Annotated in this window: 20 protein-coding genes; 12 read left to right on the top strand and 8 right to left on the bottom strand. The window is 74.0% G+C overall.

Annotated elements, in window-relative coordinates; translation table 11 throughout:
• Nucleotides 1-44 precede the first annotated feature (44 nt).
• From JJJ15_RS00680 to JJJ15_RS00670, 3 genes are read right to left on the bottom strand one after another with little or no spacing between them, the layout of a single operon-like run.
• Complete coding sequence (locus JJJ15_RS00680) at nucleotides 45-524, bottom strand: YbjN domain-containing protein (protein WP_200511099.1); 480 nt, start codon at nucleotides 522-524, stop codon at nucleotides 45-47.
• Nucleotides 525-573: 49 nt separating this feature from the next.
• On the bottom strand, nucleotides 574-1,044 hold the full coding sequence (locus JJJ15_RS00675; RefSeq protein ID WP_106109093.1) for a YbjN domain-containing protein: 471 nt from the start codon (nucleotides 1,042-1,044) through the stop codon (nucleotides 574-576).
• A gap of 10 nt (nucleotides 1,045-1,054) precedes the next feature.
• On the bottom strand, nucleotides 1,055-1,318 hold the full coding sequence (locus JJJ15_RS00670; RefSeq protein ID WP_106109092.1) for a hypothetical protein: 264 nt from the start codon (nucleotides 1,316-1,318) through the stop codon (nucleotides 1,055-1,057).
• A 159-nt stretch (nucleotides 1,319-1,477) separates the two neighbouring features.
• On the opposite strand from JJJ15_RS00670, the gene JJJ15_RS00665 reads away from it, so the two are divergent.
• Entirely contained in the window at nucleotides 1,478-3,610 is a 2,133-nt protein-coding gene (locus JJJ15_RS00665; protein WP_246742090.1) for a DNA topoisomerase IV subunit B, read from the top strand.
• Between the two features lie 89 nt (nucleotides 3,611-3,699).
• Nucleotides 3,700-4,749 (top strand): GNAT family N-acetyltransferase, encoded by a 1,050-nt coding sequence (locus JJJ15_RS00660; RefSeq protein WP_246742089.1) that lies wholly within the window; start codon nucleotides 3,700-3,702, stop codon nucleotides 4,747-4,749.
• Nucleotides 4,750-4,839: 90 nt separating this feature from the next.
• Here JJJ15_RS00660 and JJJ15_RS00655 read toward each other — a convergent pair whose 3' ends face one another.
• The gene (locus tag JJJ15_RS00655) at nucleotides 4,840-7,377 is read right to left on the bottom strand and encodes a DNA topoisomerase IV subunit A (protein ID WP_200511098.1); all 2,538 of its coding nucleotides are present in this window, start codon (nucleotides 7,375-7,377) and stop codon (nucleotides 4,840-4,842) included.
• A 95-nt stretch (nucleotides 7,378-7,472) separates the two neighbouring features.
• Between JJJ15_RS00655 and JJJ15_RS00650 the strand changes: the two genes are divergently transcribed.
• Nucleotides 7,473-8,057, top strand: a complete 585-nt coding sequence (locus JJJ15_RS00650) for a DUF5998 family protein (RefSeq protein WP_106110633.1) — start codon at nucleotides 7,473-7,475, stop codon at nucleotides 8,055-8,057.
• Between the two features lie 56 nt (nucleotides 8,058-8,113).
• Entirely contained in the window at nucleotides 8,114-9,343 is a 1,230-nt protein-coding gene (locus tag JJJ15_RS00645; protein ID WP_200511097.1) for an alkaline phosphatase family protein, read from the top strand.
• Nucleotides 9,344-9,876: 533 nt separating this feature from the next.
• On the opposite strand, the gene sepH is transcribed toward JJJ15_RS00645, so the two are convergent.
• Entirely contained in the window at nucleotides 9,877-10,935 is a 1,059-nt protein-coding gene (sepH, locus tag JJJ15_RS00640) for a septation protein SepH (RefSeq protein ID WP_200511096.1), read from the bottom strand.
• 285 nt (nucleotides 10,936-11,220) lie between these two features.
• Between sepH and JJJ15_RS00635 the strand changes: the two genes are divergently transcribed.
• From JJJ15_RS00635 to JJJ15_RS00620, 4 genes are all read left to right on the top strand, one after another.
• A complete protein-coding gene (locus JJJ15_RS00635; protein ID WP_200511095.1) occupies nucleotides 11,221-11,526 on the top strand; it encodes a DUF4193 domain-containing protein in 306 nt (101 codons plus the stop codon).
• A 66-nt stretch (nucleotides 11,527-11,592) separates the two neighbouring features.
• Nucleotides 11,593-12,285, top strand: a complete 693-nt coding sequence (locus JJJ15_RS00630; protein WP_200511094.1) for a DUF3710 domain-containing protein — start codon at nucleotides 11,593-11,595, stop codon at nucleotides 12,283-12,285.
• A complete protein-coding gene (locus JJJ15_RS00625; protein WP_200511093.1) occupies nucleotides 12,282-12,656 on the top strand; it encodes an OB-fold nucleic acid binding domain-containing protein in 375 nt (124 codons plus the stop codon). Before JJJ15_RS00630 ends, JJJ15_RS00625 begins: the two co-directional genes overlap by 4 nt.
• The gene (locus JJJ15_RS00620; protein WP_200511092.1) at nucleotides 12,653-13,387 is read left to right on the top strand and encodes a DUF3159 domain-containing protein; all 735 of its coding nucleotides are present in this window, start codon (nucleotides 12,653-12,655) and stop codon (nucleotides 13,385-13,387) included. Before JJJ15_RS00625 ends, JJJ15_RS00620 begins: the two co-directional genes overlap by 4 nt.
• Here the strand turns inward: JJJ15_RS00620 and JJJ15_RS00615 are convergent.
• On the bottom strand, nucleotides 13,384-14,091 hold the full coding sequence (locus tag JJJ15_RS00615) for a TrkA family potassium uptake protein (RefSeq protein ID WP_200511091.1): 708 nt from the start codon (nucleotides 14,089-14,091) through the stop codon (nucleotides 13,384-13,386). The two genes, JJJ15_RS00620 and JJJ15_RS00615, sit on opposite strands and share 4 nt — an antisense overlap.
• Nucleotides 14,092-14,094: 3 nt before the next feature.
• Nucleotides 14,095-14,760 carry a TrkA family potassium uptake protein gene (locus JJJ15_RS00610; protein WP_200511090.1) on the bottom strand — a complete coding sequence of 222 codons (666 nt, stop codon included), beginning with the start codon at nucleotides 14,758-14,760 and terminating at the stop codon, nucleotides 14,095-14,097.
• 58 nt (nucleotides 14,761-14,818) lie between these two features.
• Between JJJ15_RS00610 and JJJ15_RS00605 the strand changes: the two genes are divergently transcribed.
• The 4 genes from JJJ15_RS00605 to JJJ15_RS00590 all read left to right on the top strand — a co-directional run bounded on the left by JJJ15_RS00605 (nucleotide 14,819) and on the right by JJJ15_RS00590 (nucleotide 23,046).
• A complete protein-coding gene (locus JJJ15_RS00605; RefSeq protein ID WP_200511089.1) occupies nucleotides 14,819-16,882 on the top strand; it encodes an APC family permease in 2,064 nt (687 codons plus the stop codon).
• A complete protein-coding gene (locus JJJ15_RS00600) occupies nucleotides 16,879-18,342 on the top strand; it encodes a class I SAM-dependent RNA methyltransferase (RefSeq protein WP_200511088.1) in 1,464 nt (487 codons plus the stop codon). The genes JJJ15_RS00605 and JJJ15_RS00600 overlap by 4 nt, the downstream gene beginning before the upstream one ends.
• A gap of 238 nt (nucleotides 18,343-18,580) precedes the next feature.
• Nucleotides 18,581-21,265 carry an aconitate hydratase AcnA gene (gene acnA, locus JJJ15_RS00595; RefSeq protein WP_210338793.1) on the top strand — a complete coding sequence of 895 codons (2,685 nt, stop codon included), beginning with the start codon at nucleotides 18,581-18,583 and terminating at the stop codon, nucleotides 21,263-21,265.
• Between the two features lie 320 nt (nucleotides 21,266-21,585).
• Nucleotides 21,586-23,046, top strand: a complete 1,461-nt coding sequence (locus JJJ15_RS00590) for an FAD-dependent oxidoreductase (protein WP_200511087.1) — start codon at nucleotides 21,586-21,588, stop codon at nucleotides 23,044-23,046.
• A 115-nt stretch (nucleotides 23,047-23,161) separates the two neighbouring features.
• On the opposite strand, the gene JJJ15_RS00585 is transcribed toward JJJ15_RS00590, so the two are convergent.
• Nucleotides 23,162-23,791, bottom strand: coding sequence for a GNAT family protein (locus JJJ15_RS00585; RefSeq protein WP_200511086.1), 630 nt, complete (start codon nucleotides 23,789-23,791; stop codon nucleotides 23,162-23,164).
• Between the last annotated feature and the right edge of the window lie 65 nt (nucleotides 23,792-23,856).

The following is a 23,856-nucleotide window of genomic DNA, read 5'->3' as shown; positions in this document are numbered from 1 at the left end:
TAAGGCACGTCGCCCATGACTTAAGGCACGTTGCTGAAGGGGGGCTAGCTGGGCTGCTCCATGCCCAGGCGGGAGCGGACGTCGTCGAAGCACTTGAGGATCGTGGACATGGCGCAGTCCAACTGGAGGTAGATCTGCTTGTCGGTCACCCCGTGCTCCCAGTCGATGGCCACGGCGGCGCCGATGGAGAAGGTCAGGCCCGCGTCGTCGTTCTCCCGCCAGAAGGCGGTGGGCCACAGGTGGTCCCGGTGCCACTCGTCCAGGGCGAAGCGCGCCTCGTCGAGCCTGGTCATGGGGATGTCCTCCTTGATGTACCCCAGGACGTTGAGGATCTCGTTGTTGTCGCCGCGCAGCAGGTAGGAGAAGAAGTCGCCGTCCCAGACGGCGGTCAGGTCACCGTCGTCGTCCTCGCTGTAGCGCCACCCCCGCTCGTCGAAGATCGCCGCCACCCGCTCCTTGGTCAGGGGGCTGACCCGCTGGGCGGGCTCCGGCGTCGAGCTGCTGGCCCGGGACAACCAGGGCATGAGGGTTCTCCGTTTCTCCGTGGGGGTGGGTGAGGGCGGGGCCGGGCCCCTAGCGGCCCAGGGCCTTGTCCATGGACTCGTACAGGGTCAGGGAGGTCCCGATCGAGCACCGTACGTGTTGGAGCAGCTGGTCGTCGGTGGCCCCCATCTCGCAGTCGAAGGCGTTGGAGGCCATGACCCGGATCTGGCCCTCGTCGTCCATCCGGTACCAGCTCTTGGGGAAGGGACGCCGCCGGTGGGAGTCCTCCAGGACGTCGCGGACGGTCCCCACCCGGGCGGGGTCGACCGTCCCGGGGTACTGGGAGCGGATCACCAGGAGCTCGTCGTCGGAGCCGGTGATGAAGAAGTAGAAGGTGACGTCGTCCCACTGCCCGCCCAGGTCGCCGTCGGAGTCAATGAAGTAGTGCCAGTCCTGTCTCCTGAACAGGTCGATGAGCCGCTGCTGGCTGATGGGGGTGGGCACGAGCGGGTCCGGCTCGTCCGGCTTCGGAGCGCGGCCGAGGAAGGGGAAGGGGGCCATAGGGTTTACCTTAGCCTGCGGCCAGACGGCTGGTCTCGTCCTGGTAGAGCAGGGCGGCCTCGCGCAGGCGCGCCCCCGCCGCCCGGGCGTGGTGCCCGCAGAAGTAGAGCTCGCCCCGGCCCAGGACCACCCGGACGTAGGCCTGGGCGTTGCAGACGTCACAGCGGTCCGCGCTGGTCAGGGGGCGGGAGGTCGGCCGGGTCGTCGCGGCGGGGACGTCCTGGACCCGTGCGGGCACGGCCGGTGCGGTGACAGGGGCACTCATCGCGTTCATGGCTGCATTGCAGCACGCCAGGGAGCCGTCGTGCCCGGTTCCGCGCCTCTGTCCGCCTCCGGCGCACGGCTTACGCCGACGGCGCAGGCGCCGGGGGCGGGGAAGGCGCGGGCGGCGCGGCAGAACACGTGTTCGACGGATGTGGGCTAGATTCGCGCCGTGGCCCAAGACAACTCGTACTCCGCCCGGCACCTGTCCGTCCTGGAGGGACTGGAGGCGGTGAGGAAACGCCCCGGCATGTACATCGGCTCCACCGACCAGCGCGGCCTCATGCACTGCGTGTGGGAGATCGTGGACAACGCCGTCGACGAGGCCCTGGAGGGGCACGGGGACACCATCGGCGTCACCGTCCACGCCGACGGCTCCCTGGAGGTGCGCGACAACGGCCGGGGCGTGCCCGTGGACGTCGAGCCCTCCTCCGGCCTGACCGGCGTGGAGCTGGTCTACACCAAGCTCCACGCCGGCGGGAAGTTCGGCGGGGGCTCCTACGGGGCGGCCGGCGGCCTGCACGGGGTGGGCGCCTCGGTGGTCAACGCCCTGGCCGCGCGCATGGACGTGGAGGTGGACCGGGGCGGGAGGACCTACGCCATGAGCTTCCACCGCGGCGTGCCCGGGGCCTTTGCCGACCCCGTCGGCCCCGACGGCACCCCGCTGCCCGGCCCGGGGTCGCCCTTCACGGAGTACACGCGGGCCACCGAGCTGCGGGTGGTCGGCAGGGTCGGGCGCGGGATCACCGGCACCCGCGTGCGCTACTGGGCCGACCCCCAGATCTTCCCCGCCCCCACCGACTACGACGCCGCGGCCCTGGCCGCCCGCCTGCGCCAGACCAGCTTCCTGGTGCCGGGCCTGACCCTGCGCCTGGTGGACGAGCGCCCGGGGGACCCGGAGCACGCCCCCGGCCAGGCGCGGACCTTCCTGGCCAGGGGCGGCACCGCCGACTTCGTGGACTTCCTGGCCACCGACGCCTCGGTGACCGACACCCTCCACCTGACCGGGTCGGGCACCTACACCGAGACCGTCCAGCAGCTGGACCAGGACAGCGGGCACCTGCGCCCGGTGGAGGTGGAGCGCACCTGCGCCGTGGACGTGGCCCTGCGCTGGGGCATCGGCTACGACACCACCGAGCGGTCCTTCGTCAACATTATCGCCACCCCCATGGGCGGCACCCACCTGACCGGCTTCGAGCAGGCCCTGGTGCGGGTGCTGCGCAGGCAGATCGAGTCCAACGCCCGGGCCCTGAAGGTCACCACCAAGGACCCCCGCATCGAGAAGGACGACATCCTGGCGGGCCTGACCGCCGTGGTCACGGTGCGCGTGCCCGAGCCGCAGTTCGAGGGGCAGACCAAGGAGGTCCTGGGCACTGCCCCGGTGCGCGCCATCGTGGCCAAGGTGGTCGAGGCCGAGCTCACCGCCCTGCTGACCAGCCCCAAGCGGGACCTCAAGGCCCAGTCCCGGGCTCTGCAGGAGAAGGTCGTCGGCGAGATGCGCGCCCGGGTCAGCGCCCGGGTGCACAAGGAGATATCCCGGCGCAAGAACGCCCTGGAGACCTCCACCCTGCCGGCCAAGCTCGCGGACTGCCGCAGCGACGACGTGGGCTCCTGCGAGCTGTTCATCGTGGAGGGCGACTCCGCCCTGGGCACGGCCAAGAACGCGCGCAACTCCGAGTTCCAGGCCCTGCTGCCCATCCGCGGCAAGATCCTCAACGTCCAGAAGGCCTCCCAGGCCGACATGCTGCGCAACGCCGAGTGCTCGGCCATTATCCAGGTGGTGGGCGCCGGGTCCGGGCGCACCTTCGACCTGGGAGCGGCCCGCTACGGCAAGGTCATCCTCATGACCGACGCCGACGTGGACGGCGCCCACATCCGCACCCTGCTGCTGACCCTCTTCTTCCGCTACATGCGCCCCATGGTGGAGGCCGGGCGGGTCTTCGCGGCCGTCCCGCCCCTGCACCGGGTGGAGGTGGCCGCCAAGGGCAGGCGCCGCAAGGAGGTCATCTACACCTACTCCGACGCCGAGCTGGTGGACACCCTGCGCCGCCTGGAGAGGGCCGGGCGCACCTTCAAGGAGCCCCAGCGCTACAAGGGCCTGGGGGAGATGGACGCCCACCAGCTGGCCGAGACCACCATGGAGCCCGGGCACCGCACCCTGCGGCGCATCACCGTGGAGGACGAGGCCGCCCTGGCCGAGGCCGAGGGCGTCTTCGAGCTGCTCATGGGCGCGTCGGTTGAGCCCCGCCGGGACTTTATTATCGCCGGTGCCAGGGACATCGACCGCGAGCGCATCGACGCCTGACCTGCGCCCGGGGCGCCCCGGGGCAAAGGTCACGGGACGGTAACGTCCCTGCGGTAGCCTGGCAGCCACACCAACCCCAGGAGGTCCCCTTGACTCCCGTCTACGGCGGCCCCCGGCGGGGTACCGCCTGGTCAATGCTCCGACCCGGCCTGCGCTCCGCCCTACCCCGCCTCCTGAGCTGGTCCCCGCTGGGGCCCGCGGACAACACCGACCTCGCCGCGCTCATCGCCCGGGCGGAGCAGGCTGACAACCCTCCCTTCCGCACCAGCGCGGAGGAGACGGCCGAGTACTTCCTCGACCCCACCTACTCGGGGGTGGCCGGGCGTGACGAGGACGGGATCATGCGGGCCTTCGGGCTGGTGCGCCTGCGCCCGGCCGCTGAGATCTTCGCCTCCATGAGCGGGGTGGTCGACCCCGCCTGGCGCAGGCGCGGCATCGGCATGGCCCTGCTGCACTGGCAGGCCGAGCGGGCCCGCCACCTGGTGGGGGCCGAGCGCAGCGGCCGGGCGTCCCCGGAGGGGGGCAGGCCGGTGCCCGCCCACGTGGTGACCACCGTCATGGAGGACGACGAGGGCCTCAAGGACCACCTGGCCGAGCTCGGCTTCGAGCCCCGGCGCTGGTACCGGGAGGTGCGCAGGTCCCTGAGCGAGCCGATCCCGCACGTGCGGACCGACGGGTTCCTGACTATCGAGCCCTGGACGGCGGAGCGTGAGGACGCGGTGCGCCGGGCCCACAACGAGGTCATCGGCCAGGGGTGGGGCAACCAGGTCCTCACCCCCGAGGAGTGGTCGGTGGGGCGCGCCTTCTTCGCCCCCTCCTGGAGCCTGGTGGCCGTGGACCGCTCCGGGGACCGGGACCGGGTGGCCGGCTACCTGCGCAGCGCCCGCTACGAGCAGGACTGGCAGGCCCTGGGGTGGTCCGAGGGCTACACGGACATGCTGGGGGTGCGCGCCCAGTACGCCGGGCGGGACGTGGGCCGGGCCCTGCTGACGGCGGCCATGCGCGCCTACGCGGCCGACGGCATGGACTACGCGGCGGCGGGGGTGGACTCGGAGAACCCCAGCGGCGCCGTCGACCTGTACGAGGGCCTGGGCTACCACGCCACCCGCGGCACCATCCTCTACGGCCTGGACGTGTGAGGAGGCCGGGACCTGACCGTTCCCCGGGGGGCGGCCTTGAGTGTCCCCCGGGGCCCCGGGCGTCCCCGCCCGCGGGGGCGGGGACGGGCGTCACCCGACGGCGGCGATGGGGGCGGGGGCGGGCGTGCCGGAGGCGTCGCGGCGCTCGTCGGCCTCGGGCAGGTCCACGGCCCGGCCCCGGGCGTCCACGGCGCGGGCCGGCCCCAGGCCCACCCAGGCCAGGGTCAGGTGGTCCTCCCCGCTCAGGAAGCGCTGGGCGCGCACCCCCCCGGTGGCCCGCCCCTTGGCGGGGTAGCGGTCCAGGGGGGTGACCTTGACGCTGCCCGCGCTCGTGCCCGGCAGGGCCTGCCGGGCCCCGGCCACGGTGACCACCAGCGCCTCGGACACCAGGTCGGCCGGGACGCGGCCCGCGGCGACGACCCGGGCGCCCTCGTGCAGGCTGATGCCCGCCATGCCCCCGGCACCCCGCCCCTGGGGGCGTACCCGGGCGGCCTGGAAGCGCAGCAGCTGGGCGTCGGAGGCCACCAGGACGATGACGTCGGTGTCGGCCGCCGTGGACGCCCAGACCACCTCGTCGCCCTCGGCCAGGGAGATGACCTCCCAGGCGTCGCCGTTCCTGGGCTCGTCACCGACCTTGACCCGCTTGACGACCCCCTGGGCGGTGGCCAGGGCGATCGGCGCGGCCGGGCCGTCCCCGCCACGGCCCGGCCCGGCCAGGGGGACCAGGCCCACCACGGTCTCGGCGTCCTCGAGCTCCGCCAGCAGGCCTGCGGGCGTGCCCCCGTCCAGGGCGGGCGCCCCCTGGGTGCGGGCCACCTCCGGGGCGGAGACCACCTCCAGGCGTACCAGCCGCCCCCGGCTGGTGACCGCCCCGACCTGGCCGCGCACGCTGCCCGCCACCTGGGAGGCCAGCGCGTCGTGGGCCTGGCGCGCCCCGGTGCGGGGCACCGCCTGCGCCCCGGGCACGCGGGCCACCAGGCCGGTAGCGGACAGCAGCACCCGGCAGGGGTCGTCGGGGATGGTCAGCGGCACGTCCCTGGCCCCGGCCACGAGGCTGACCGCCGGGCCCGCCTCCTGGGGCCCGGCGTCGGCCCCGGGGGGCGCCGTCCCGGCCACCGCGACGCCACCGGGTGACTCCAGCAGCGCCGTGCGCCGCGGGGTGCCCAGCTCCTTGGCCACCTGCGCCAGCTCCCTGGAGACCAGGCGGCGCAGCCGGGCGTCGTCGGCCAGGACCGCCTCCAGGTCCTTGATCTCACGGGCCAGCTCGTCACGCTCCTTCTCCAGCTCGATGACGGAGAACCTGGTGAGCCGGCGCAGCTGGAGCTCCAGGATGTAGGAGGCCTGGGGCTCGGAGAGGTCGAGGGCCTGCATGAGGCGCGTCCGGGCGGCGGGGGCGTCGTCGCTGGAGCGGATGAGCGCGATGACCTCGTCGATGTTGACCACGGCGACCAGGAGCCCGTCCACCAGGTGGGCCCGCTCACGCCGCTTGCCCAGGCGGAAGCGGGTGCGGCGCCTCACCACCGCCAGGCGGTGGCCCACGAACACCTCCAGCAGCTCGCGCAGGCCCAGGGTGCGGGGCTGGCCGTCCACCAGGCACACGTTGTTGATGCTGAAGGAGTCCTCCAGGGGGGTGTACCGGTAGAGCTGGGCCAGGACCGCCTCGGGGTTGTAGCCGTTCTTGACGGTGACCACCAGGCGGGTGCCGTTGTGGCGGTCGGTCAGGTCCGCGATGTCGGCGATGCCCTGGAGCTTCTTGGAGGCCACCGTCTCCTTGACCCGGGCGATGACCTTCTCCGGGCCCACCAGGTAGGGCAGCTCGGTGATGACAATGCCCTTCCTGCGGGGGGTGAGGTTCTCCACGCGGGCCACCGCCCGGGTGGAGAAGCGGCCCCGCCCGGTGCGGTAGGCCTCCCGGATCCCCTCCAGGCCCACCACCACGCCGCCGGTGGGCAGGTCCGGGCCGGGCACGAGGGCCGTCAGGTCCTCCAGGGTGGCGTCCGGGTGGCTGACGAGGTGGCGGGCGGCGGCCACCACCTCGGCCAGGTTGTGGGGCGGCATGTTCGTGGCCATGCCCACCGCGATGCCCGAGGCCCCGTTGACCAGCAGGTTGGGGAAGGCCGCGGGCAGCACCTCGGGCTCGGTGAGGGTGTAGTCGTAGTTGGGGGAGAAGTCGACGGTGTCCTGGTCGATGTCCGCCGTCAGCGCCAGCGCCGGGGCGGCCAGGCGCGCCTCGGTGTAGCGGGGGGCCGCCGGGCCGTCGTCCAGGGAGCCGAAGTTGCCGTGCCCGTCCACCAGGGGCAGGCGCATGGTGAAGGGCTGGGCCAGGCGCACCAGGGCCTCGTAGATGGCCGTGTCCCCGTGCGGGTGCAGGCGTCCCATGACGTCGCCCACCACACGGGAGGACTTCACGTGGGGCCGGTCGGGGCGCAGGCCCATGCGGTCCATCTGGAACAGGATGCGCCGCTGGACCGGCTTGAGGCCGTCGCGGGCGTCGGGCAGGGCGCGCGCGTAGATGACGGAGTAGGCGTACTCCAGGAAGCTGGTGCGCATCTCCACCGACAGGTCCTGCTCGACGACCTCGCCGTCGCCGTGCACGGGGGAGGGAGGCGTCGAGGGCTGAGGAGTCATGGCGGCATTATGACCTGCCCCTCCGACGTGCCCGCGCAGGGCGGGGCGTGAGGTGGACGGCGCCGCCTGGGCCCGGCGGTGGCACAATGGCGGCCATGACGCAGCCCTCCCCTACGGACGCAGACGCGGCCACCACGCTCGCCGCCCAGGTCGCCCGCGCCGGCTACTACCCCGAGCTGGTGCTGGCCTCCCTCGACCTGGCCCTGGGGGCCGAGGAGGTCGTGGCCGACCTGGTCCAGAGCGAGACGACCTTCGGGGAGGACGTCCACCGGCACGTGACCGTCATGGCGCTGACCGCCACGCGCCTGGTCATCGTCCACGTCGACGACGTCCCGGGCCCTGACGGGGCCCCCGGGGCCGTGGCCACCAGCGAGGCCGTGCCCGTGTCCTCCATACGCTCGGTGGTCCTGACCCGCGCGGTGACCAGCCCGGCCGACGCCGGGGGGGTGCTCACCGAGCTGACCATCGCCGTGGCCTGGGGCGCCGTACGCCGGCTGGACCTGGAGCCGGCCTCCTGCCCCGACCCCGCCTGCAAGGCCGACCACGGCCTGACCGGCACCTCCGTGCCCGAGGACGTCGTCATCCGGGTGGCCGCGGGGGTCGAGGGCGCCCACGCCCTGGCCCGTGCCGAGGCCTTCGCCCGCAGCCTGTCCGCCGCGACCGCGCGCTCGCCGTGGTGAGCCCCGCGCCCCCCGGCCCGGGGACCGCGGCACGGCCCCGCCCGGGCCCGGGGACCGTGACCGGGGCGACCGGCGTGCCCCACCTGCGTGAGGTGCTCGCCGCCGCCGCCGTCAGCTCCGGCCTGCACCTGCACGGCACCGTCCCGGGGGCCCTGACCCACGACCAGGCCTGCCGGGCCGCCCGCTCCTGGGGCCTGGGCCAGGACCCCGGCGGGACCGTGCTGGTCATGGCCGACGGGCTGGGCCTGGAGCTCCTCCTCCAGCGGCGCGGGCACGCACCCACCCTGCGCTCGTGGCTGGCCGAGGCCGAGTCCGCCCCCACCCTGGAGGCCACCACCTGCGCCCCCACCACCACCGCGGCCGCCCTGACCACCCTGGGGACCAGCGCCCTGCCCGGGACCACCGGCATGGTCGGCTACAGCGTGGTCAACCCCGCCCACCAGCCCCTGCCCCCCGATGCCACCCCCTGCCGGGAGCACCTCCTGTGCCTCATCTCCTGGGAGGGCCAGGACGCCCCCGCCCCCCGCGCCTGGCAGGACGTCCCCACCGTCTTCGAGCGCCTGCGCCCCGGTGCCCGCCGCCCCGCCCCCCTGGCCGTGGCCGTCACCCCCGCCCGGTTCGCCGGCTCGGGGCTGACCGAGGCCGCCCTGCGCGGGGCCCGTCACGTCGGGGCCGACCGTCTCGAGGACCGTCCCGCCCACGCGGTCAGGGCCCTGCGCCGCGGGGTCCCCCTGGTCTACCTCTACGTCGGCGAGCTCGACCACGCCGGGCACGCCCACGGCTGGCGCTCCCAGCAGTGGCTCACCCAGCTCGAGCGCCTCGACAGGGCCCTGGACCACCTCCTGCGCGCCGTGCCCGCGGGCACCCGGGTCGTCCTGACCGCCGACCACGGCATGGTGGACACCGACGCCGACCACCGTGTCACCGTCACCGACCACCCGGACCTGGTCCGGGACGTCACCGCGGTGGCCGGCGAGCCGCGCCTGACCTCCCTGTGCGTGCGCGGCTCGGACCCCGACCTGGCCCACGAGGTGGCCCGGCGCTGGCGCGACCACCTGGGCCAGGCCGCCCTGTGGGTGGGCACCCGCGAGCAGTCCGCCGCGCTGCTGGGGCCCCTGTCACCGCGTGCCCGGGGTGTCGTGGGGGACGTCCTGGTGGCCATGGCCGGCTCCTGGGTCGTCGTCGACCCCCGCGTCCACGCCCCCGCCGCCATGGCCCTGCCCGGGGTCCACGGCTCCCTGACCCGTGCCGAGACCAGCGTCCCCCTGCTGGTGCGTCGCGCCTGAGGCCCAGGCCCGGCCCGACCTGGGAGGGAAGACGACCACGGTTCCCTGGTCGGGGGCGGTGTCCTCCTGCCGGGGCGCCGGGGTGGGCTGGGCCCAGTCCGGCCGGGGCGGGCCGGAGCGGTCCTTGTGCATCTTGAGGTGGAAGGCGAACTCGACCACGTCGATCACGCGTTCCTGGGCGGGAGCGGGCTCCTCCTCCCAGGGCATCGGGGTGGGCGGGTCGGAGTGGTCCCTGTGTGGCTCGTCGTGGGAGGCGGATTCGACCATGTCCATCGGGAGTTCGAGAAGACTGTCCTCCTGCCGGGGTCGTCGGGGTGCCGGGGTGGGTCGGGCCCCGTCCGGCCTGGCGCCGAAGACGATCTCGTCCCAGGTGGGCACGCGCCTGCGGGGCTCGGGCTCCTCCGGGCTGGTCCCGGGCTCTGCTGGCTCGGGCTCCTCCCCGGGCTCTGCCGGCTCCCTGCCCTGGGTGTCGTGGTCAGTGTCAGCTACCATGGCCGTCTCCCTTGCAGTCAGTGGTTACGGGCGGTGGCGCCCTACTCGGGCTTGGCGCCGAAGACGATCTCGTCCCAGGAGGGCACCTGCTGGCGGCGCTTGCGCCTGCGCTGGGAGCGGCGGGGATCGGGCGTCTCCACGGCGCCGTCCTGGACGATCTCCTCCTCCACGGGGCGCTGGGTGCCGGTCAGGGCCGTCTGCACGCCGGCGGTGGTGCGCACGGCCCCCGTGAGCGTGTGTACCGCCCCGGTCACCGGCACCTCGGAGGGGGCCTGGGCCGACGCCTGGCCGTAGGAGCGGCGGTGGTCCGACATGGACAGCACCTGGGCCTGCCCCTCCTCGTCGTCCTTCCGGATGCTGTCCTCGTCCTCCTCCAGGGGCTCCAGCACCATCAGGCGCCGGCCCCGGTTGGAGGCCAGGTCATCCAGGATCTTGTCGGTGCTGGTGGGGGCGGCGGACTCGGCGTCCTCGGGGTGGGAGGACGCCCCGGAGGCCTCGGTGTCCTGGTCGAAGACCGAGGGGCGGCGCCCCAGCGAGGCGGCCTCGGTCAGCCAGCGGGCCTCGTCGTCCAGGGCGATGACCGAGCGTGCCGGCAGGTTGAGCTCCCAGCGGGCCTCCTTCTCCTCGGCCCCCTGGATAAAGGTCAGGGTGATCTGCCAGGGGTCGCGGCCGTGGCGCAGCGCGTCCCAGCTCAGGGTGGCGGGATCCACCCCGCGGGTGGCCAGGCGGTCCACGACGAGCTCGCCCAGGACGGGGGAGTCCTTCTCCCAGCCGATCCGGTAGGACTGGGCCTGCCGGACCGCGTTGTGGCGCTCGGCGCTCACCGGGCCCTCGAAGCGGGAGACGTGGTCCACCGTCAGGCCGGTGGCCGTGGCCACCTCCTGGACGGAGGCCCCCGAGCGCAGCAGGGCCTGGATGTCACGCGGACGCACCGGCGTTCCGGGGGCCGGGGGCTCCTCTGCGGGCGGACGGGCGGACGGGCGCTCCCTGCGGACCGCCGCGCGCAGGGCGTCGTCGACCACAATGTTGTACCGCGTCCCACGCGCGTCGGTCATCACGACGCTGTCGCCGTTGGCGCCCAGCAGCTCGAGCTCGATCATGGACGGGCCTCCTCGTGTCGCGCTGTCCGCATCCCAGACTGCCATCACCGGTGGTGTCAGGGGCGGAGGCTGGCCGGTGTAGCACATTGTGACGCGGCAGCCGCCCCGGATCCACCCGTACCTGTTCGCCCACAGCCCCTATGACAGACCCGGCTCCGGGTGCCCGGGGGCGGTTAGCGGTGCTACTGTGCGCGTGCCTCGCCCGGCGCGCGGACCCGCTTACCACAGTGAGACCGGCCACGTCCCGGGCACCCAGTGCCGTCGACGAGAGAGAGTGACGAGGCCATGGCAACTGACTACGACGCCCCGCGCAAGAACGATGACGAGCCGGAGGCCGATTCCATCGAGGAGCTCACCGCCCGCCGCAAGGACCACTCCCAGGAGGCCATCGAGGAGGACGAGAACGAGGTCGCCGAGGGCTTCGAGCTGCCCGGCGCCGACCTGTCCCGCGAGGAGCTCAGCGTGCACGTCGTACCCCAGGCGGAGGACGAGTTCACCTGCTCGGAGTGCTTCCTGGTGCACCACCGCAGCCAGCTCGCCTACGTCGACGACGCCACCGGCCTGCCGGTGTGCACCGACTGCGCCGGCTGACACCGGCCGCCCCCGGCCCACCACCACGCCCGCCGACGGCGGGCCACACCACCCAAGGAGCCCGTCATGGGTCTGTTCTCCCGCCACCGTGCCGCCCGCGTCGCCGACGCCGCCACCGAGCCCGCCCCGCCCGACCCGGACCCGGACCCCCAGGGTCCCTGGGACGCGGCCGCCGTACCCGAGGCCGTCAGCACGGCCTCCTACATTGACCTGGGCTCCCTGCGCGTGCCCGCCGTGGCCGGCATGCAGCTGCGCCTGGAGAGCATGACCCCCGACGGCCACCCCACGGCCGCCGTCATCGTCCTGGCAGGCTCCAGCCTGGAGCTGCGCGCCTTCGCCGCCCCGCGCACCACCGGGATCTGGGAGGAGCTGCGTGAGGACATCACCCTGGAGCTGCGCCGTGGCCGGGCCCGCACCTCGGTCACCGACGGCCCCCACGGCCCGGAGATCACCAGCCAGGTGCCGGTACGCGACTCCCAGGGCCACGAGGCGGTGGTCAACGTGCGGTTCATCGGCGTGGACGGCCCCCGCTGGTTCCTGCGCGGCGTCCTCCAGGGGCGGGCCGCCTCCGACGAGGCCGCGGCCGCCCCCCTGCGCGAGGTCCTCGACCAGGTCGTCGTGGTACGCGACTCCCAGGCCCGCCCGCCCCGGGAGATCCTGCCCCTGCGGGACCCCTCGGCGGCCGCCGGCCCGGAGCCGGAGGACCTGCCCGGGCTCGACCCCCTGCGTCCCGGGCCGACGATCGCCGAGGTCCGATGAGCCTGGCCGGACGCGCCCACGACCTGCTGGCGGCCCTGCGCTGGAGCCGTGAGGACCTGGACGCGCGCGACGAGGCGGCCTCGGCCAGCGCCCGCGGCACGGTCCCCATCGGCGACCTCACCCCCCGCCGCCCCGCCCGGGTCTCCGGGGTGCTGCGCGCGGTGACCTACCGCCCCGCCACCGCCAAGCCCGTCCTGGTGGGCCAGCTCTTCGACGGCACCGGCAGCGTCGACCTGGTGTGGATCGGACGGCGCTCCATCGCCGGGGTGACCCCCGGCAGGCACCTCATCGCCTCGGGCACCGTGGTGTCGGGCCGGGCCCGCCCCGTCATCTACAACCCCGCCTACGAGCTCCTGGTGCCAGGCGCATGAGCACACCACCGGCCCGCCCGGCCCGGGGCGTGGGCGCCCTGGGGTCGCAGTCCTTCGACGCCCTGGCCGCCCTGGGCGGGTGGCGCGGCGTCACCGAGTCCGTGGCCCCCACGCTCGTCTTCGTCCTGGTCCTGGCCGCCCGGCCCAGCGCCCTGCTGGCGGCCCTGGGGGCCTCCCTGGCCCTGAGCGCCCTGGCCCTGGCGGCCCGCCTGCTCCGCCACGAGCCCCCCACCCAGGCCGTGGGCGGGGCCGCCCTGGCGGCCCTCAGCGCCGCCTGGGCCTGGCACAGCGGCAGCGCCACCGACTTCTACGCCACCGGCCTGCTCGTCAACGCCGCCTGGCTGGCCGGCTCCCTGGCCTCCCTGGCCCTGGGCTGGCCGGTGGTCGGCCTGGCCATCAACGGCGTCCAGGCCCTGGCGGGTGCCACGGGAGCCGGGCAGGACGACGCCCCGGCCCCCCGGGACGACCAGGCCCCGGCCCCCTGGGCCTGGCGCACCGACCCCGGCCTGCGCCACCTCAACCGGCGCTACCGGCTGGGGACCTGGATCCTGGCCGCCATGTTCGCCACCCGCCTGGCCGTGGAGACCCCCCTGTACCTGGCCGGCGCCACCGGCCCCCTGGGGGTGGCCCGCCTGGCCCTGGGCGTCCCCCTGTTCGCCCTGACCCTCTGGCTCGTCTGGCTGCTGGTCGGCCCCGCCCACCACACGGCCCCCGATACCACCGCCCCCTAGAGCAGCTCGTCCAGCTCCTCGGGGGCCGGCGCGTCGTCCTCGGGGGAGAAGATCAACGGGATCTCGCCCAGCGTGCCCTCACCCTCCTTGGCGGTCAGGAAGATCAGCTCGTCCCCGCGCTCAAAACGCTCGTCCCCGTCAGGGTTGATCGGACGGTACTCACGCAGGATAGCGGCCAGCACCGTGTGCGGGGGCAGGGGGATCTCGCTGACCAGCTCACCGATGACCGGCGAGTCGTCAGGCAGGGTCAGCTCGTGCATGAGCGCCCCGGACTGGTGGAAGGAGAACACCGGCACCAGCGACCCCACCGAGACCGCCTCCTCCACCAGGGAGGTCATGATACGCGGGGTCGACACCGACACGTCCACGCCCCAGGCCTCGTCAAAGAGCCACTCGTTCTTGGGGTTGTTGATCCGCGCCACCACCCGGGGGACCCCGAACTCCGTCTTGGACAGCAGGGAGACCACCAGGTTGGTCTTGTCGTCCCCCGTGGCCGCCACCATGACGTCGCAGTCCCCCACACCGGCCTCGGTCAGCACGTCGATGTCACCGGCGTCAGCCAGGTGCCAGTCCGCCTCAGGCACCGAGGCAATACGCATGGCCTCAGGGGACCGGTCGATCAGGGCCACACGGTGCCCGTGGCTAATGAGCTCACGGGAGATGGAGCGCCCCACCGACCCGGCCCCGGCGATAACGATCTTCATGACTCACACCTCACTGACAGGGGGACGGGACAGGGCACGCTGCACGGCACCCACACGCTCGGAGACCACCGCCACGTGCAGCCGGTCCAGATCCTGGACCACCGTGGCCGCCTCGGGCAGCAGGGCCGACGAGCCCCGGGAGATCCAGGCCACCCGCACCCCCAGGCGCTCCTCCAGGGACGACACCGTCATCCCCACCCAGGCGCCCGCCACGTCAGGCTGCACCAGGCTCACCGCCCCCGAGGCGTCGACCATCTCACTGGCCGCGCCCCCGGGCAGGACGTGACGCATCATCTGGTCAGCGGTCTGACGCACCGTCGCCACCGTCGGGATCCCCAGGCGCTCGTAGATGTCGGCCCGGCGGGCGTCGTAGATCCGCGCCACCACCCGCTCCACCCCGAAGCTCTCCCGGGCCACCCGCGCGGCCACGATATTGGAGTTGTCCCCGTTGGAGACCGCCGCGAAGGCGTAGGCCTCGTCAATGCCCGCCTGCTCCAGGGAGTCACGGTCATAGCCGATCCCCTTGACCTTACGGCCGTTGAAGGTAGAGGGCAGGCGCCTGAAGGCGTCCGAGCTCCGGTCGATCACCGACACCGAGTGCCCCATCCGGTCCAGCTGCGTGGCCATGGAGGCGCCCACGCGCCCACAGCCCATAATGACGAAGTGCACGGGGCCAACCGTACCCCTCGTCCCGCCCCGGAGCGGCCACGGAGTAGCATCTGAGTTTGTGCGTGACTTCGCTGACCGCCTCAAACGGCTCCTCGTCGGCCGCCCGGTACCCAGCCAGGCCCTGGGGGAGACCCTCCTCCCCAAACGGATAGCCCTGCCGGTCTTCGCCTCCGACGCCCTGTCGTCCGTGGGGTACGCCCCCGACGAGGTCCTGGTCACCCTCGCCGTGGCGGGCCTGGCCGCCACCGCCCTGTCCCCCTGGATCGCCCTGGCGGTCGTCGGCGTCCTGGTCGTCGTCGTGGCCTCCTACCGCCAGACCGTCCACGCCTACCCCTCCGGCGGCGGGGACTACGAGGTGGTCTCCACCAACCTGGGCCCCCACGCCGGCCTCCTGGTGGCCTCCGCCCTCCTGGTCGACTACGTCCTGACCGTCGCGGTCTCCGTCTCCTCGGGCACCTCCTACCTGGCCGCCGCCGTACCCTCCGTGGCCCCCTACAAGGTCCAGGTCGCCGTCGGCGTCGTCACCCTGCTGGCCGTGCTCAACCTACGCGGCTCCAGGGAGTCCGGCGGCGCCTTCGCCGTCCCCACCTACCTGTACATGGCCGCCATCGGCGCCATGGTGGTGGCCGGGCTCCTCCAGGAGCTCACCGGCCACCTGGGACGCGCCGAGTCCGCCGGCTTCGACATCGTGGCCCAGCCCGGCTGGGACCAGGGCCTGGCCGGCCTGGCCGGGGCCTTCCTCATCCTGCGCGCCTTCTCCTCAGGCTGCGCCGCCCTGACCGGCGTGGAGGCCATTAGCAACGGCGTGCCCAGCTTCCAGCGCCCCAAGTCCAGGAACGCCGCCACCACCCTGCTCCTCCTGGGCTCCATCGCGGCCCTCATGCTGCTGAGCATCATCCACCTGGCCGGCGCCACCGGCGTCCACATGGTGGAGAACCCCGCCACCGGCCTGACCAGCAACGGCCAGCCCCTGGGCGCCTCCTACCACCAGGACCCCGTCATCGGGCAGATCGCCGCCACCGTCTTCTCCGGCTTCAAGCCCATGTTCTACCTGGTCACCGCCGTGACCGGGCTCATCCTCGTGCTGGCCGCCAACACCGCCTTCAACGGCTTCCCCGTCCTGGCCAGCGTCCTGGGCCGCGACGAGTTCCTCCCCCGCCAGCTCTCCCAGCGCGGCGACCGCCTGGCCTACTCCAACGGCATTATCGTGCTGTGGCTGGGAGCCGTCGCCTTCATCGTGGGCTTCCAGGCCGACACCAACAGCCTCATCCAGCTCTACATCGTGGGCGTGTTCATCTCCTTCACCCTGTCCCAGGTCGGCATGGTGCGCCACTGGACCCGCGAGCTGGCCACCGTCACCGACGCCCGGTCGCGCTCACGGATGCGGCGCTCGCGGGTCATTAACGCCGTGGGGGTGGCCGGCACCGGCCTGGTGCTGGTCATCGTCCTGGTCACCAAGCTCACCCGGGGCGCCTGGGTCACCCTGACGATCATGGGCTTCCTCTACCTGGTCATGAACCGTATCCGGCGCCACTACCAGCGGGTGGCGGAGGAGGTGGCCGTGGCCGACCTCCACGACTCCCGGGTCCTGCCCGCCCACGTCCACGCCATCGTCCTGGCCTCACGCCTCCACCAGCCCACCCTGCGGGCCCTGACCTACGCCCAGTCCACCCACCCGACCTCCATCGAGGCCGTCACGGTGGACACCGGCGACGGCGGCGCGGACCGGCTCCTGGACGCCTGGGACGACGCCGAGCTGCCGGTGCCGCTGACCATCCTGGACTCGCCCTTCCGTGACATCACCCGCCCCATCATCTCCTACGTGCGCAGCGTGCGCCGCGAGTCCCCCCGTGACCTGGTGGTGGTCTTCCTGCCGGAGTACCTGGTGCGCCACTGGTGGGAGCAGATCCTCCACAACCAGACCGCGCTGCGGCTCAAGACGGCCCTGCTGTTCACCCCCGGCGTGGTCGTGGCCTCCGTGCCCTGGCAGCTGGGCCTGGGGGAGGGGGCCCGCCTGAGCCGTACCTCCCGGAGCCGTACCGACATCCAGGACGCCGACGTCGCCTCCCGTGACGCCGACGCCAGCCGCCTGGCCCCCCTGCCTCACGAGGAGCAGCCATGACCCCCACCCCGCCCGCCGCACCCGGGTCCGCCCGCCCACGGCGCGCCCCGCGTCCCCAGGCCCTTGGCGGGGGCGGGACAGCCCCCGAGCTGCTGGAGCTGGACGCCGGGTCCCCCGCCCACGGAGGCTTCTGCGTGGCCCGCAAGGACGACGACCCCACGGGCGTGGTGGTCCTGGTCCGCCACTGCCTGCCCGGGGAGAGGGTCCGGGCCCGGGTGACCGCCAGGGCCTCCAGGGTCTGGTACGCCGAGGCCGTCGAGGTCCTCCGGGCCTCACCGGACCGGGTGAGCCCGGTGTGGGCGGAGGCCGGCCCGGGGGGCGTGGGCGGCGGCGAGCTCTCCCACGTGGCCCTGGGCGCCCAGCGCACCTGGAAGCGCTGGGTGCTGGCCGACTGCCTGCGGCGGATCGGGGGAGGCGACGTCGTCCAGGCCGTGGAGGCCCTGCCCGGGGCGGCCCCGGGGCAGGCCGTGGCCGTGGAGGCCATGCCCTCCGAGCTGGCCGCGCAGGCCAGTGACGACCCCCGCACCCGGGCCCGGGCGGGCACCAGGACGCGCACGCGCGTGTCCCTGGAGGTCACCGCCCAGGGGCGGGCCGGTATGCACGGCTTCCGCTCCGGGCAGGTCCTGGAGGTCCGGCAGCTGCCCCTGGCGGTCGCGCCGATCCAGCAGCTGGGCCTGACCCAGGACCGGCGGTGGCGCCACCACTACCGTCCCGGTGCCCGCCTCACGGCGGTGGCCCCCAGCACCGGCGAGCCCCTGGTCGTCGTCGGCGAGGAGGTCCTCACCGCCCGGGCCCGTCCCACCGGCCGGAGGCGGGTCACCGAGGTCGTGGACGCCACCGCCCTGGGGCTGGGCGAGCTGCGCTACCACGTCCACGTGGGCGGCTTCTGGCAGGTCCACCGGGACGCGCCCCGGGTCCTGACCGAGCGGGTGGTGCGGGCGGTGGTGGAGGACCACCCCACCGCGGCGGGCGGCCACCCGGGCCCCGGCGCCCTGAGGGCCGACGGGCTGCGGGTCCTGGAGCTGTACTCCGGCTCGGGGCTGCTGACCCTGCCGCTGGCCGCCCTGGGGGCCCGGGTGACCTGCCTGGAGGGATCCGCCCAGGCCGTGGCCGACGCCCGCAGGAACCTCCACGACCACCCTGACGCCCGCCTGGTGACCGGGGCCGTCACGGCGGACTCGGTCACCGAGCTGGGGAGCTCCTTCGGACCCGGCCGGGGGTGGGGGGCCGACGTCGTCGTCCTGGATCCCCCGCGGCGGGGGGCCGGGCGGCAGGTGGTGGAGGCCGTGGCCGCGCTGGGGCCCTCCCGGGTGGTCCTGGTGGCCTGCGACCCGGCGGCCCTGGCCCGGGACCTGGCCGCCTTCCTGGGCCTGGGGTTCAGGCTGGGGGACCTGGCCGCCCTGGACATGTTCCCCCACACCCACCACCTGGAGGCGGTCGCCGTCCTGGAGCGCGCCTGACCGCCCCGGGCGCCAGCTCCCGGTGGCGTCGGCGGCGCTGCTCGCCGGCCAGCCGGCCTCCAGGGGCCCTGGAGGCGGTCGCCAGGGCCGGGTGCGGGGGATTGCGCACCATGACAGTGACGTTACTGTGCGCCCATGACGCCGTGTTGACGCCGTGTCACAGGGCGTCGGCTACGGTGACGGGGTTCCTCGCCTGCTGAGCCAGCAGGATCCCCTTGCCAGAACAGGAGTCAGACCGGTGAGCCTGGATACCTTCGCCTCCCGCAGCACCCTGAGCGTAGCCGGTACGGACTACGAGATCTTCCGCCTGGAGGCCGTCCCCGGCCTGGGGCGCCTGCCCTACTGCCTCAAGGTCCTGGCCGAGAACCTGCTGCGCACCGAGGACGGGGCCAACGTCACCGCCGACCACGTGCGCGCCCTGGCCACATGGGACCCCGCCGCCGAGCCGGACACCGAGATCCAGTTCACCCCAGCCCGCGTGATCATGCAGGACTTCACCGGCGTGCCCTGCATCGTGGACCTGGCCACCATGCGCGAGGCCGTGGCGGACCTGGGCGGCGACCCCGCGGTCATCAACCCCCTGGCGCCCGCGGAGATGGTGATCGACCACTCCGTGCAGATCGACTCCTTCGGCCTGTCCTCCTCCCTGGAGACCAACAAGGAGCGTGAGTACGAGCGCAACGCCGAGCGCTACCAGTTCCTGCGCTGGGGGCAGGGGGCGCTGGACAACTTCCGGGTGGTCCCCCCGGGCACCGGCATCGTCCACCAGGTCAATATCGAGTACCTGGCCCGCACCGTGTTCACCAGGCAGGTGGCCGGGCCCGACGGGGCGCGCACGATCCAGGCCTACCCGGACACCTGCGTGGGCACCGACTCCCACACCACCATGGTCAACGGCCTGGGCGTGCTGGGCTGGGGCGTGGGCGGCATCGAGGCCGAGGCCGCCATGCTGGGGCAGAGCGTGTCCATGCTCATCCCGCGGGTGGTCGGCTTCAAGCTCACCGGCTCCATCCCGGCCGGGGCCACCGCCACCGACGTCGTGCTCACCATCACCCAGATGCTGCGCGCCCACGGGGTGGTGGGCAAGTTCGTGGAGTTCTACGGGGCGGGCGTGGCCGCCGTGCCGCTGGCCAACCGGGCCACCATCGGCAACATGAGCCCCGAGTTCGGCTCCACCGCCGCGATCTTCCCCATTGACGAGGTCACCCTGGACTACCTGCGCCTGACCGGCCGGGACGAGGCGCAGGTGGCGCTGGTGGAGGCCTACACCAGGGCCCAGGGCATGTGGCACGACCCGGGGCGCGAGCCGGTCTACTCCGAGTACCTGGAGCTGGACCTGTCCACCGTGGTGCCCTCCATCGCCGGGCCCAAGCGCCCCCAGGACCGTATCGAGCTCTCCCGCTCCAAGGAGTCCTTCGAGGCGACCCTGCCCGCCTACGCCGCCCAGCCCCACCAGCCCACCCCGGTGACCCTGGCCGACGGCACGGTCACCGAGCTCGACCACGGGCACGTGGCCATCGCCTCCATCACCTCGTGCACCAACACCTCCAACCCGTCGGTCATGGTGGCCGCCGGCCTGCTGGCCCGCAACGCGGTGGCCCGGGGGCTGAGGAGCAAGCCGTGGGTCAAGACCTCCACGGCGCCGGGCAGCCAGGTGGTCACCGACTACTACGCCAAGGCGGGGCTGTGGCCGGCCCTGGACGCGCTGGGCTTCAACGTGGTGGGCTACGGCTGCGCCACGTGCATCGGCAACTCCGGCCCCCTGCCGGCCGAGGTCAGCGCGGCCGTGGCCGACGCCGACCTGGCGGTGGTCTCGGTGCTCAGCGGCAACCGCAACTTCGAGGGGCGTATCAACCCCGACGTCAAGATGAACTACCTGGCCTCCCCGCCGCTGGTCATCGCCTACGCCCTGGCCGGGACCATGGACTTCGACTTCGCCACCCAGCCCCTGGGGCGCGACAAGCAGGGCCGTGACGTCTTCCTGGCCGACATCTGGCCCGACCCCGCCGAGGTCCAGGCCACTATCGACGCCACCATCGACCGCCAGATGTACACCCGCGACTACGCAGACGTCTTCGCCGGCGACGAGCGGTGGCGCGGCCTGCCCACCCCGGCGGGGCGGACCTTCGCCTGGGACGAGGCGTCCACCTACGTGCGCAAGGCCCCCTTCTTCGAGGGGATGACCATGGAGCCGGCCCCGGTGGGCGACATCGCCGGGGCCCGCGTCCTGGCGCTCCTGGGCGACTCGGTGACCACCGACCACATCTCCCCGGCCGGCGCCATCAAGGCCGACTCCCCGGCGGGCCGCTACCTGGCCGCCCACGGGGTGGCCCGCCGCGACTTCAACTCCTACGGCTCGCGCCGCGGCAACCACGAGGTCATGATCCGCGGCACCTTCGCCAACATCAGGCTGCGCAACCTGCTGCTTGACGGCGTGGAGGGCGGGTGGACCCGCAACTTCCTCACCGGTGAGCAGGAGTCCATCTTCGACGCCTCCCAGGCCTACCAGGCCGCGGGCGTCCCCCTGGTGGTGCTGGGCGGCAAGGAGTACGGGTCCGGCTCCTCACGCGACTGGGCGGCCAAGGGCACCGCGCTGCTGGGGGTCAAGGCGGTCATCGCCGAGTCCTTCGAGCGTATCCACCGCTCCAACCTCATTGGCATGGGCGTGGTCCCCCTCCAGTTCCCGGCCGGCGAGTCGGCCGCGACCCTGGGCCTGGAGGGCACCGAGACCTTCGATGTCACGGGGCTGACGGCCCTCAACGACGGCGTCACCCCGCGCACGGTGGCGGTCCGGGCCCGCAGGCCCGACGGGAGCGTGGTCTCCTTTGACGCCGTGGTGCGTATCGACACCCCCGGGGAGGCCGACTACTTCCGTAACGGCGGCATCCTGCAGTACGTGCTGCGCCAGCTGGCCGCCAGGTAAGGCGCCCGGCCCGCACGGGGCCCGCCCCCGCACGGGCGCCGTGGGCCCGACCCGCCTGCTCTTCCTGCTGGCGGCCTACCACCCCGGCGGCGTGGGCGGCACGGACGCCGCCTACTCCTTACGGGGAGAAGATGACCTACCGCCCCGGGCGGCAGGGTCCACCGGCGGCGGTCCGCCCCGGCGGGGGAGGGGGAGCAGGGGAGGGGGGAATAGGGGCAGGCCCCACGCGGTTGCCCTGGCGACCACGGTGGCCGCGAGGCGGCCAGCACCACCACCGGCCTGTGGCGACCCACCGGCCGCGACATCGAGGGGGACCACCCATGACCCACGCCACCACCAGTACGGCCGACACCGGTCCCGGGCGCGCTGACGCCCCGGCGATCCCGGTGGAGGACGTCGACCTGCTCGTCGTCGGCGGGGGCAAGGCGGGCAAGTCCCTGGCCATGCTGCGCGCCAAGAAGGGCGATCGCGTCGTCATGGTCGAGCGCGACAAGGTCGGCGGGACCTGCATTAACGTGGCCTGCATCCCCACCAAGACCCTCATCTCCGCCGCCCGCGTCCTGCGCGACGTCCAGGGTGCGGGTACCCACGGCGTCACCCTGCCCGAGGCCGACGGCGGGACGGCCGCCCTGGAGCGGGCCCGTATCGACCTGGCCGCCCTGCGGGCGCGCAAGGAGGGCGTCGTGGGCGCCATGGTGGCCGCCCACGAGACGATGTTCCCCGCCTCCGGCATGGACTTCGTCAAGGGCACCGCCCGCTTCGTCGCCGAGCGCACCGTGGAGATCACGCTGACCGATGGCACCACCCGGCGCGTGCGCGGGGCCAGGGTGCTCATTAACACCGGCACCACGCCCTCCCTCCCCGCGATCGAGGGGCTGGAGGTCGTGCCCTACTGGACCAGTGAGGACCTGCTGACCCTGCCCGAGCTGCCCAGCCACCTGGTGGTGCTGGGCGGCGGGGTCATCGGCGTGGAGATGGCCTCCCTCATGGGCCTGCTCGGCGTGCCGGTCACGCTCCTGCACGCCGGGGAGCACGTCCTGGACCGTGAGGACGCCGACGTCGCCGCCGAGGTCACCGCCGGGCTGGAGGCCCTCGGCGTCACGGTCCTCACCGGGGCCCGCGCCACGCGGGTGGGCGCCGCCCCGGGCGGCGTCGTCGTGGCCGCCCAGGACGGTCGCGAGGCCACCGGCTCCCACCTGCTGGTGGCCCTGGGACGCACCCCCGTGACCGCGAACCTGGGCCTGGAGGCCGCCGGGGTGGAGACCACCGGGCGCGGCTTTATCAAGGTGGACGACCACCTGCGCACCAGCGCCGAGGGCGTCTACGCCGCAGGCGACGTGGCCGGGAGCCCGCAGTTCACCCACGCCTCCTGGAACGACTTCCGTATCCTGCGCGACCTGCTGGCGGGCAAGGAGGCCTCCACCTCCGGGCGCCTGGTCCCCTGGGCCGTCTTCACCACCCCCGAGCTGGGGCACGTGGGCCTCACCGAGGCGCAGGCCCGCGCCGCCGGGCACGAGGTGCTCGTGGCCAGGACCCCCACCGCCGCCGTCCCGCGCGCCAGGACCCTGGGACGCACCGAGGGCTTCTACAAGGTCATGGTCGACGCCGACACCGACGAGATCCTCGGCGCCGCCATTATCGGCCCCGAGGCCAGCGAGGTGGTCACCAGCGTGCAGATGGCCATGCTGGGCGGCCTGACCTGGCGCCAGGTGCGCGACGCCGTCATCACCCACCCCACCATGGGCGAGGGCCTCAATATCGTCCTGGACTCCCTGGGCTAGGACCCCGCAGCCGGGCACGCAGGTGCCCCGCCGCCCGCCCCCGAGGCCGCCCAGCCCCGGCGCACCCGCGTGCAAGCCACCGGCGTACCACTGGCGCGCCGGCGGCCGGGCGGCGTCAGCCGGCAGCCAGGTGGCGGGCGACACGCTCCTCCAGACGGGCCCTGACCCGGGGCCAGGTGGCGGGCGTCACGTAGTACATGGCCGTGTCCCGCACCCGCCCCTGCTCACCGGGCGCCAGGGAGGGCTGCCAGGCGTGCAGCACGGCCTCGAGGCACGCCCCCGTGGCCGCGATAGCCCGGCGGGCCACCTCGTTGCGGGCGTCGGTCTTAATGTCGAGGCGGTCCACGCCCCAGCCCTCAAGGGCCTGGGTCATCAGCAGGAGCTTGGCGGCGGGGTTGACGGCCGTGCCCCGGGCGGCCGGGGCCAGCCAGGTGGACCCGACCTCGACGGCGAACAGGCGCCCGTCCGGCATCCACCGCGGCGTCAGGTAGGCGGTGTGCCCCAGGACCCGCCCGGTAGCGGCGTCGACCTGGGCGTAGGGCCAGTAGCACCCGGTGGCGCGCCGCCCCAGGCTGTGCTCCACGTAGGCCTCCACCTCCTCCGGGGTGGGGACGGTGGCCCAGGCGCCCGGCCCCGCCCCGTCAGCGGCCTGGCGCAGGCCGGGCACGTGGGAGGCGCGCAGCGGCTCAAGACGGACGACGTCGCCCTCCAGGGGCGGGGCGGTCAGGACGTGGGAGGTGGTCATGACCGCGAGGATATGCGACCGCCTACCCCCCGGGGCGGCGTCGACCAGGGCGGACGCCCCCGGCC

It is taken from the genome of Actinomyces sp. HMT897, assembly GCF_016626125.1.
Lineage (GTDB): Bacteria > Actinomycetota > Actinomycetes > Actinomycetales > Actinomycetaceae > Actinomyces.
This window is presented reverse-complemented; position numbering and strand designations above follow the sequence as displayed.

Coding starts and splice junctions, on each gene's coding strand:
- JJJ15_RS00675 (WP_106109093.1), bottom strand. CDS start 1,044: ATGGCCCCCTTCCCCTTCCTCGGCCGCGCTCCGAAGCCGGACGAGCCG.
- JJJ15_RS00625 (WP_200511093.1), top strand. CDS start 12,282: ATGAGCCTGGCCGGACGCGCCCACGACCTGCTGGCGGCCCTGCGCTGG.
- JJJ15_RS00590 (WP_200511087.1), top strand. CDS start 21,586: ATGACCCACGCCACCACCAGTACGGCCGACACCGGTCCCGGGCGCGCT.
- JJJ15_RS00670 (WP_106109092.1), bottom strand. CDS start 1,318: ATGAACGCGATGAGTGCCCCTGTCACCGCACCGGCCGTGCCCGCACGG.
- JJJ15_RS00600 (WP_200511088.1), top strand. CDS start 16,879: ATGACCCCCACCCCGCCCGCCGCACCCGGGTCCGCCCGCCCACGGCGC.
- JJJ15_RS00620 (WP_200511092.1), top strand. CDS start 12,653: ATGAGCACACCACCGGCCCGCCCGGCCCGGGGCGTGGGCGCCCTGGGG.
- sepH (WP_200511096.1), bottom strand. CDS start 10,935: ATGATCGAGCTCGAGCTGCTGGGCGCCAACGGCGACAGCGTCGTGATG.
- JJJ15_RS00615 (WP_200511091.1), bottom strand. CDS start 14,091: ATGAAGATCGTTATCGCCGGGGCCGGGTCGGTGGGGCGCTCCATCTCC.
- JJJ15_RS00680 (WP_200511099.1), bottom strand. CDS start 524: ATGCCCTGGTTGTCCCGGGCCAGCAGCTCGACGCCGGAGCCCGCCCAG.
- JJJ15_RS00655 (WP_200511098.1), bottom strand. CDS start 7,377: ATGACTCCTCAGCCCTCGACGCCTCCCTCCCCCGTGCACGGCGACGGC.
- JJJ15_RS00630 (WP_200511094.1), top strand. CDS start 11,593: ATGGGTCTGTTCTCCCGCCACCGTGCCGCCCGCGTCGCCGACGCCGCC.
- JJJ15_RS00650 (WP_106110633.1), top strand. CDS start 7,473: ATGACGCAGCCCTCCCCTACGGACGCAGACGCGGCCACCACGCTCGCC.
- JJJ15_RS00635 (WP_200511095.1), top strand. CDS start 11,221: ATGGCAACTGACTACGACGCCCCGCGCAAGAACGATGACGAGCCGGAG.
- JJJ15_RS00585 (WP_200511086.1), bottom strand. CDS start 23,791: ATGACCACCTCCCACGTCCTGACCGCCCCGCCCCTGGAGGGCGACGTC.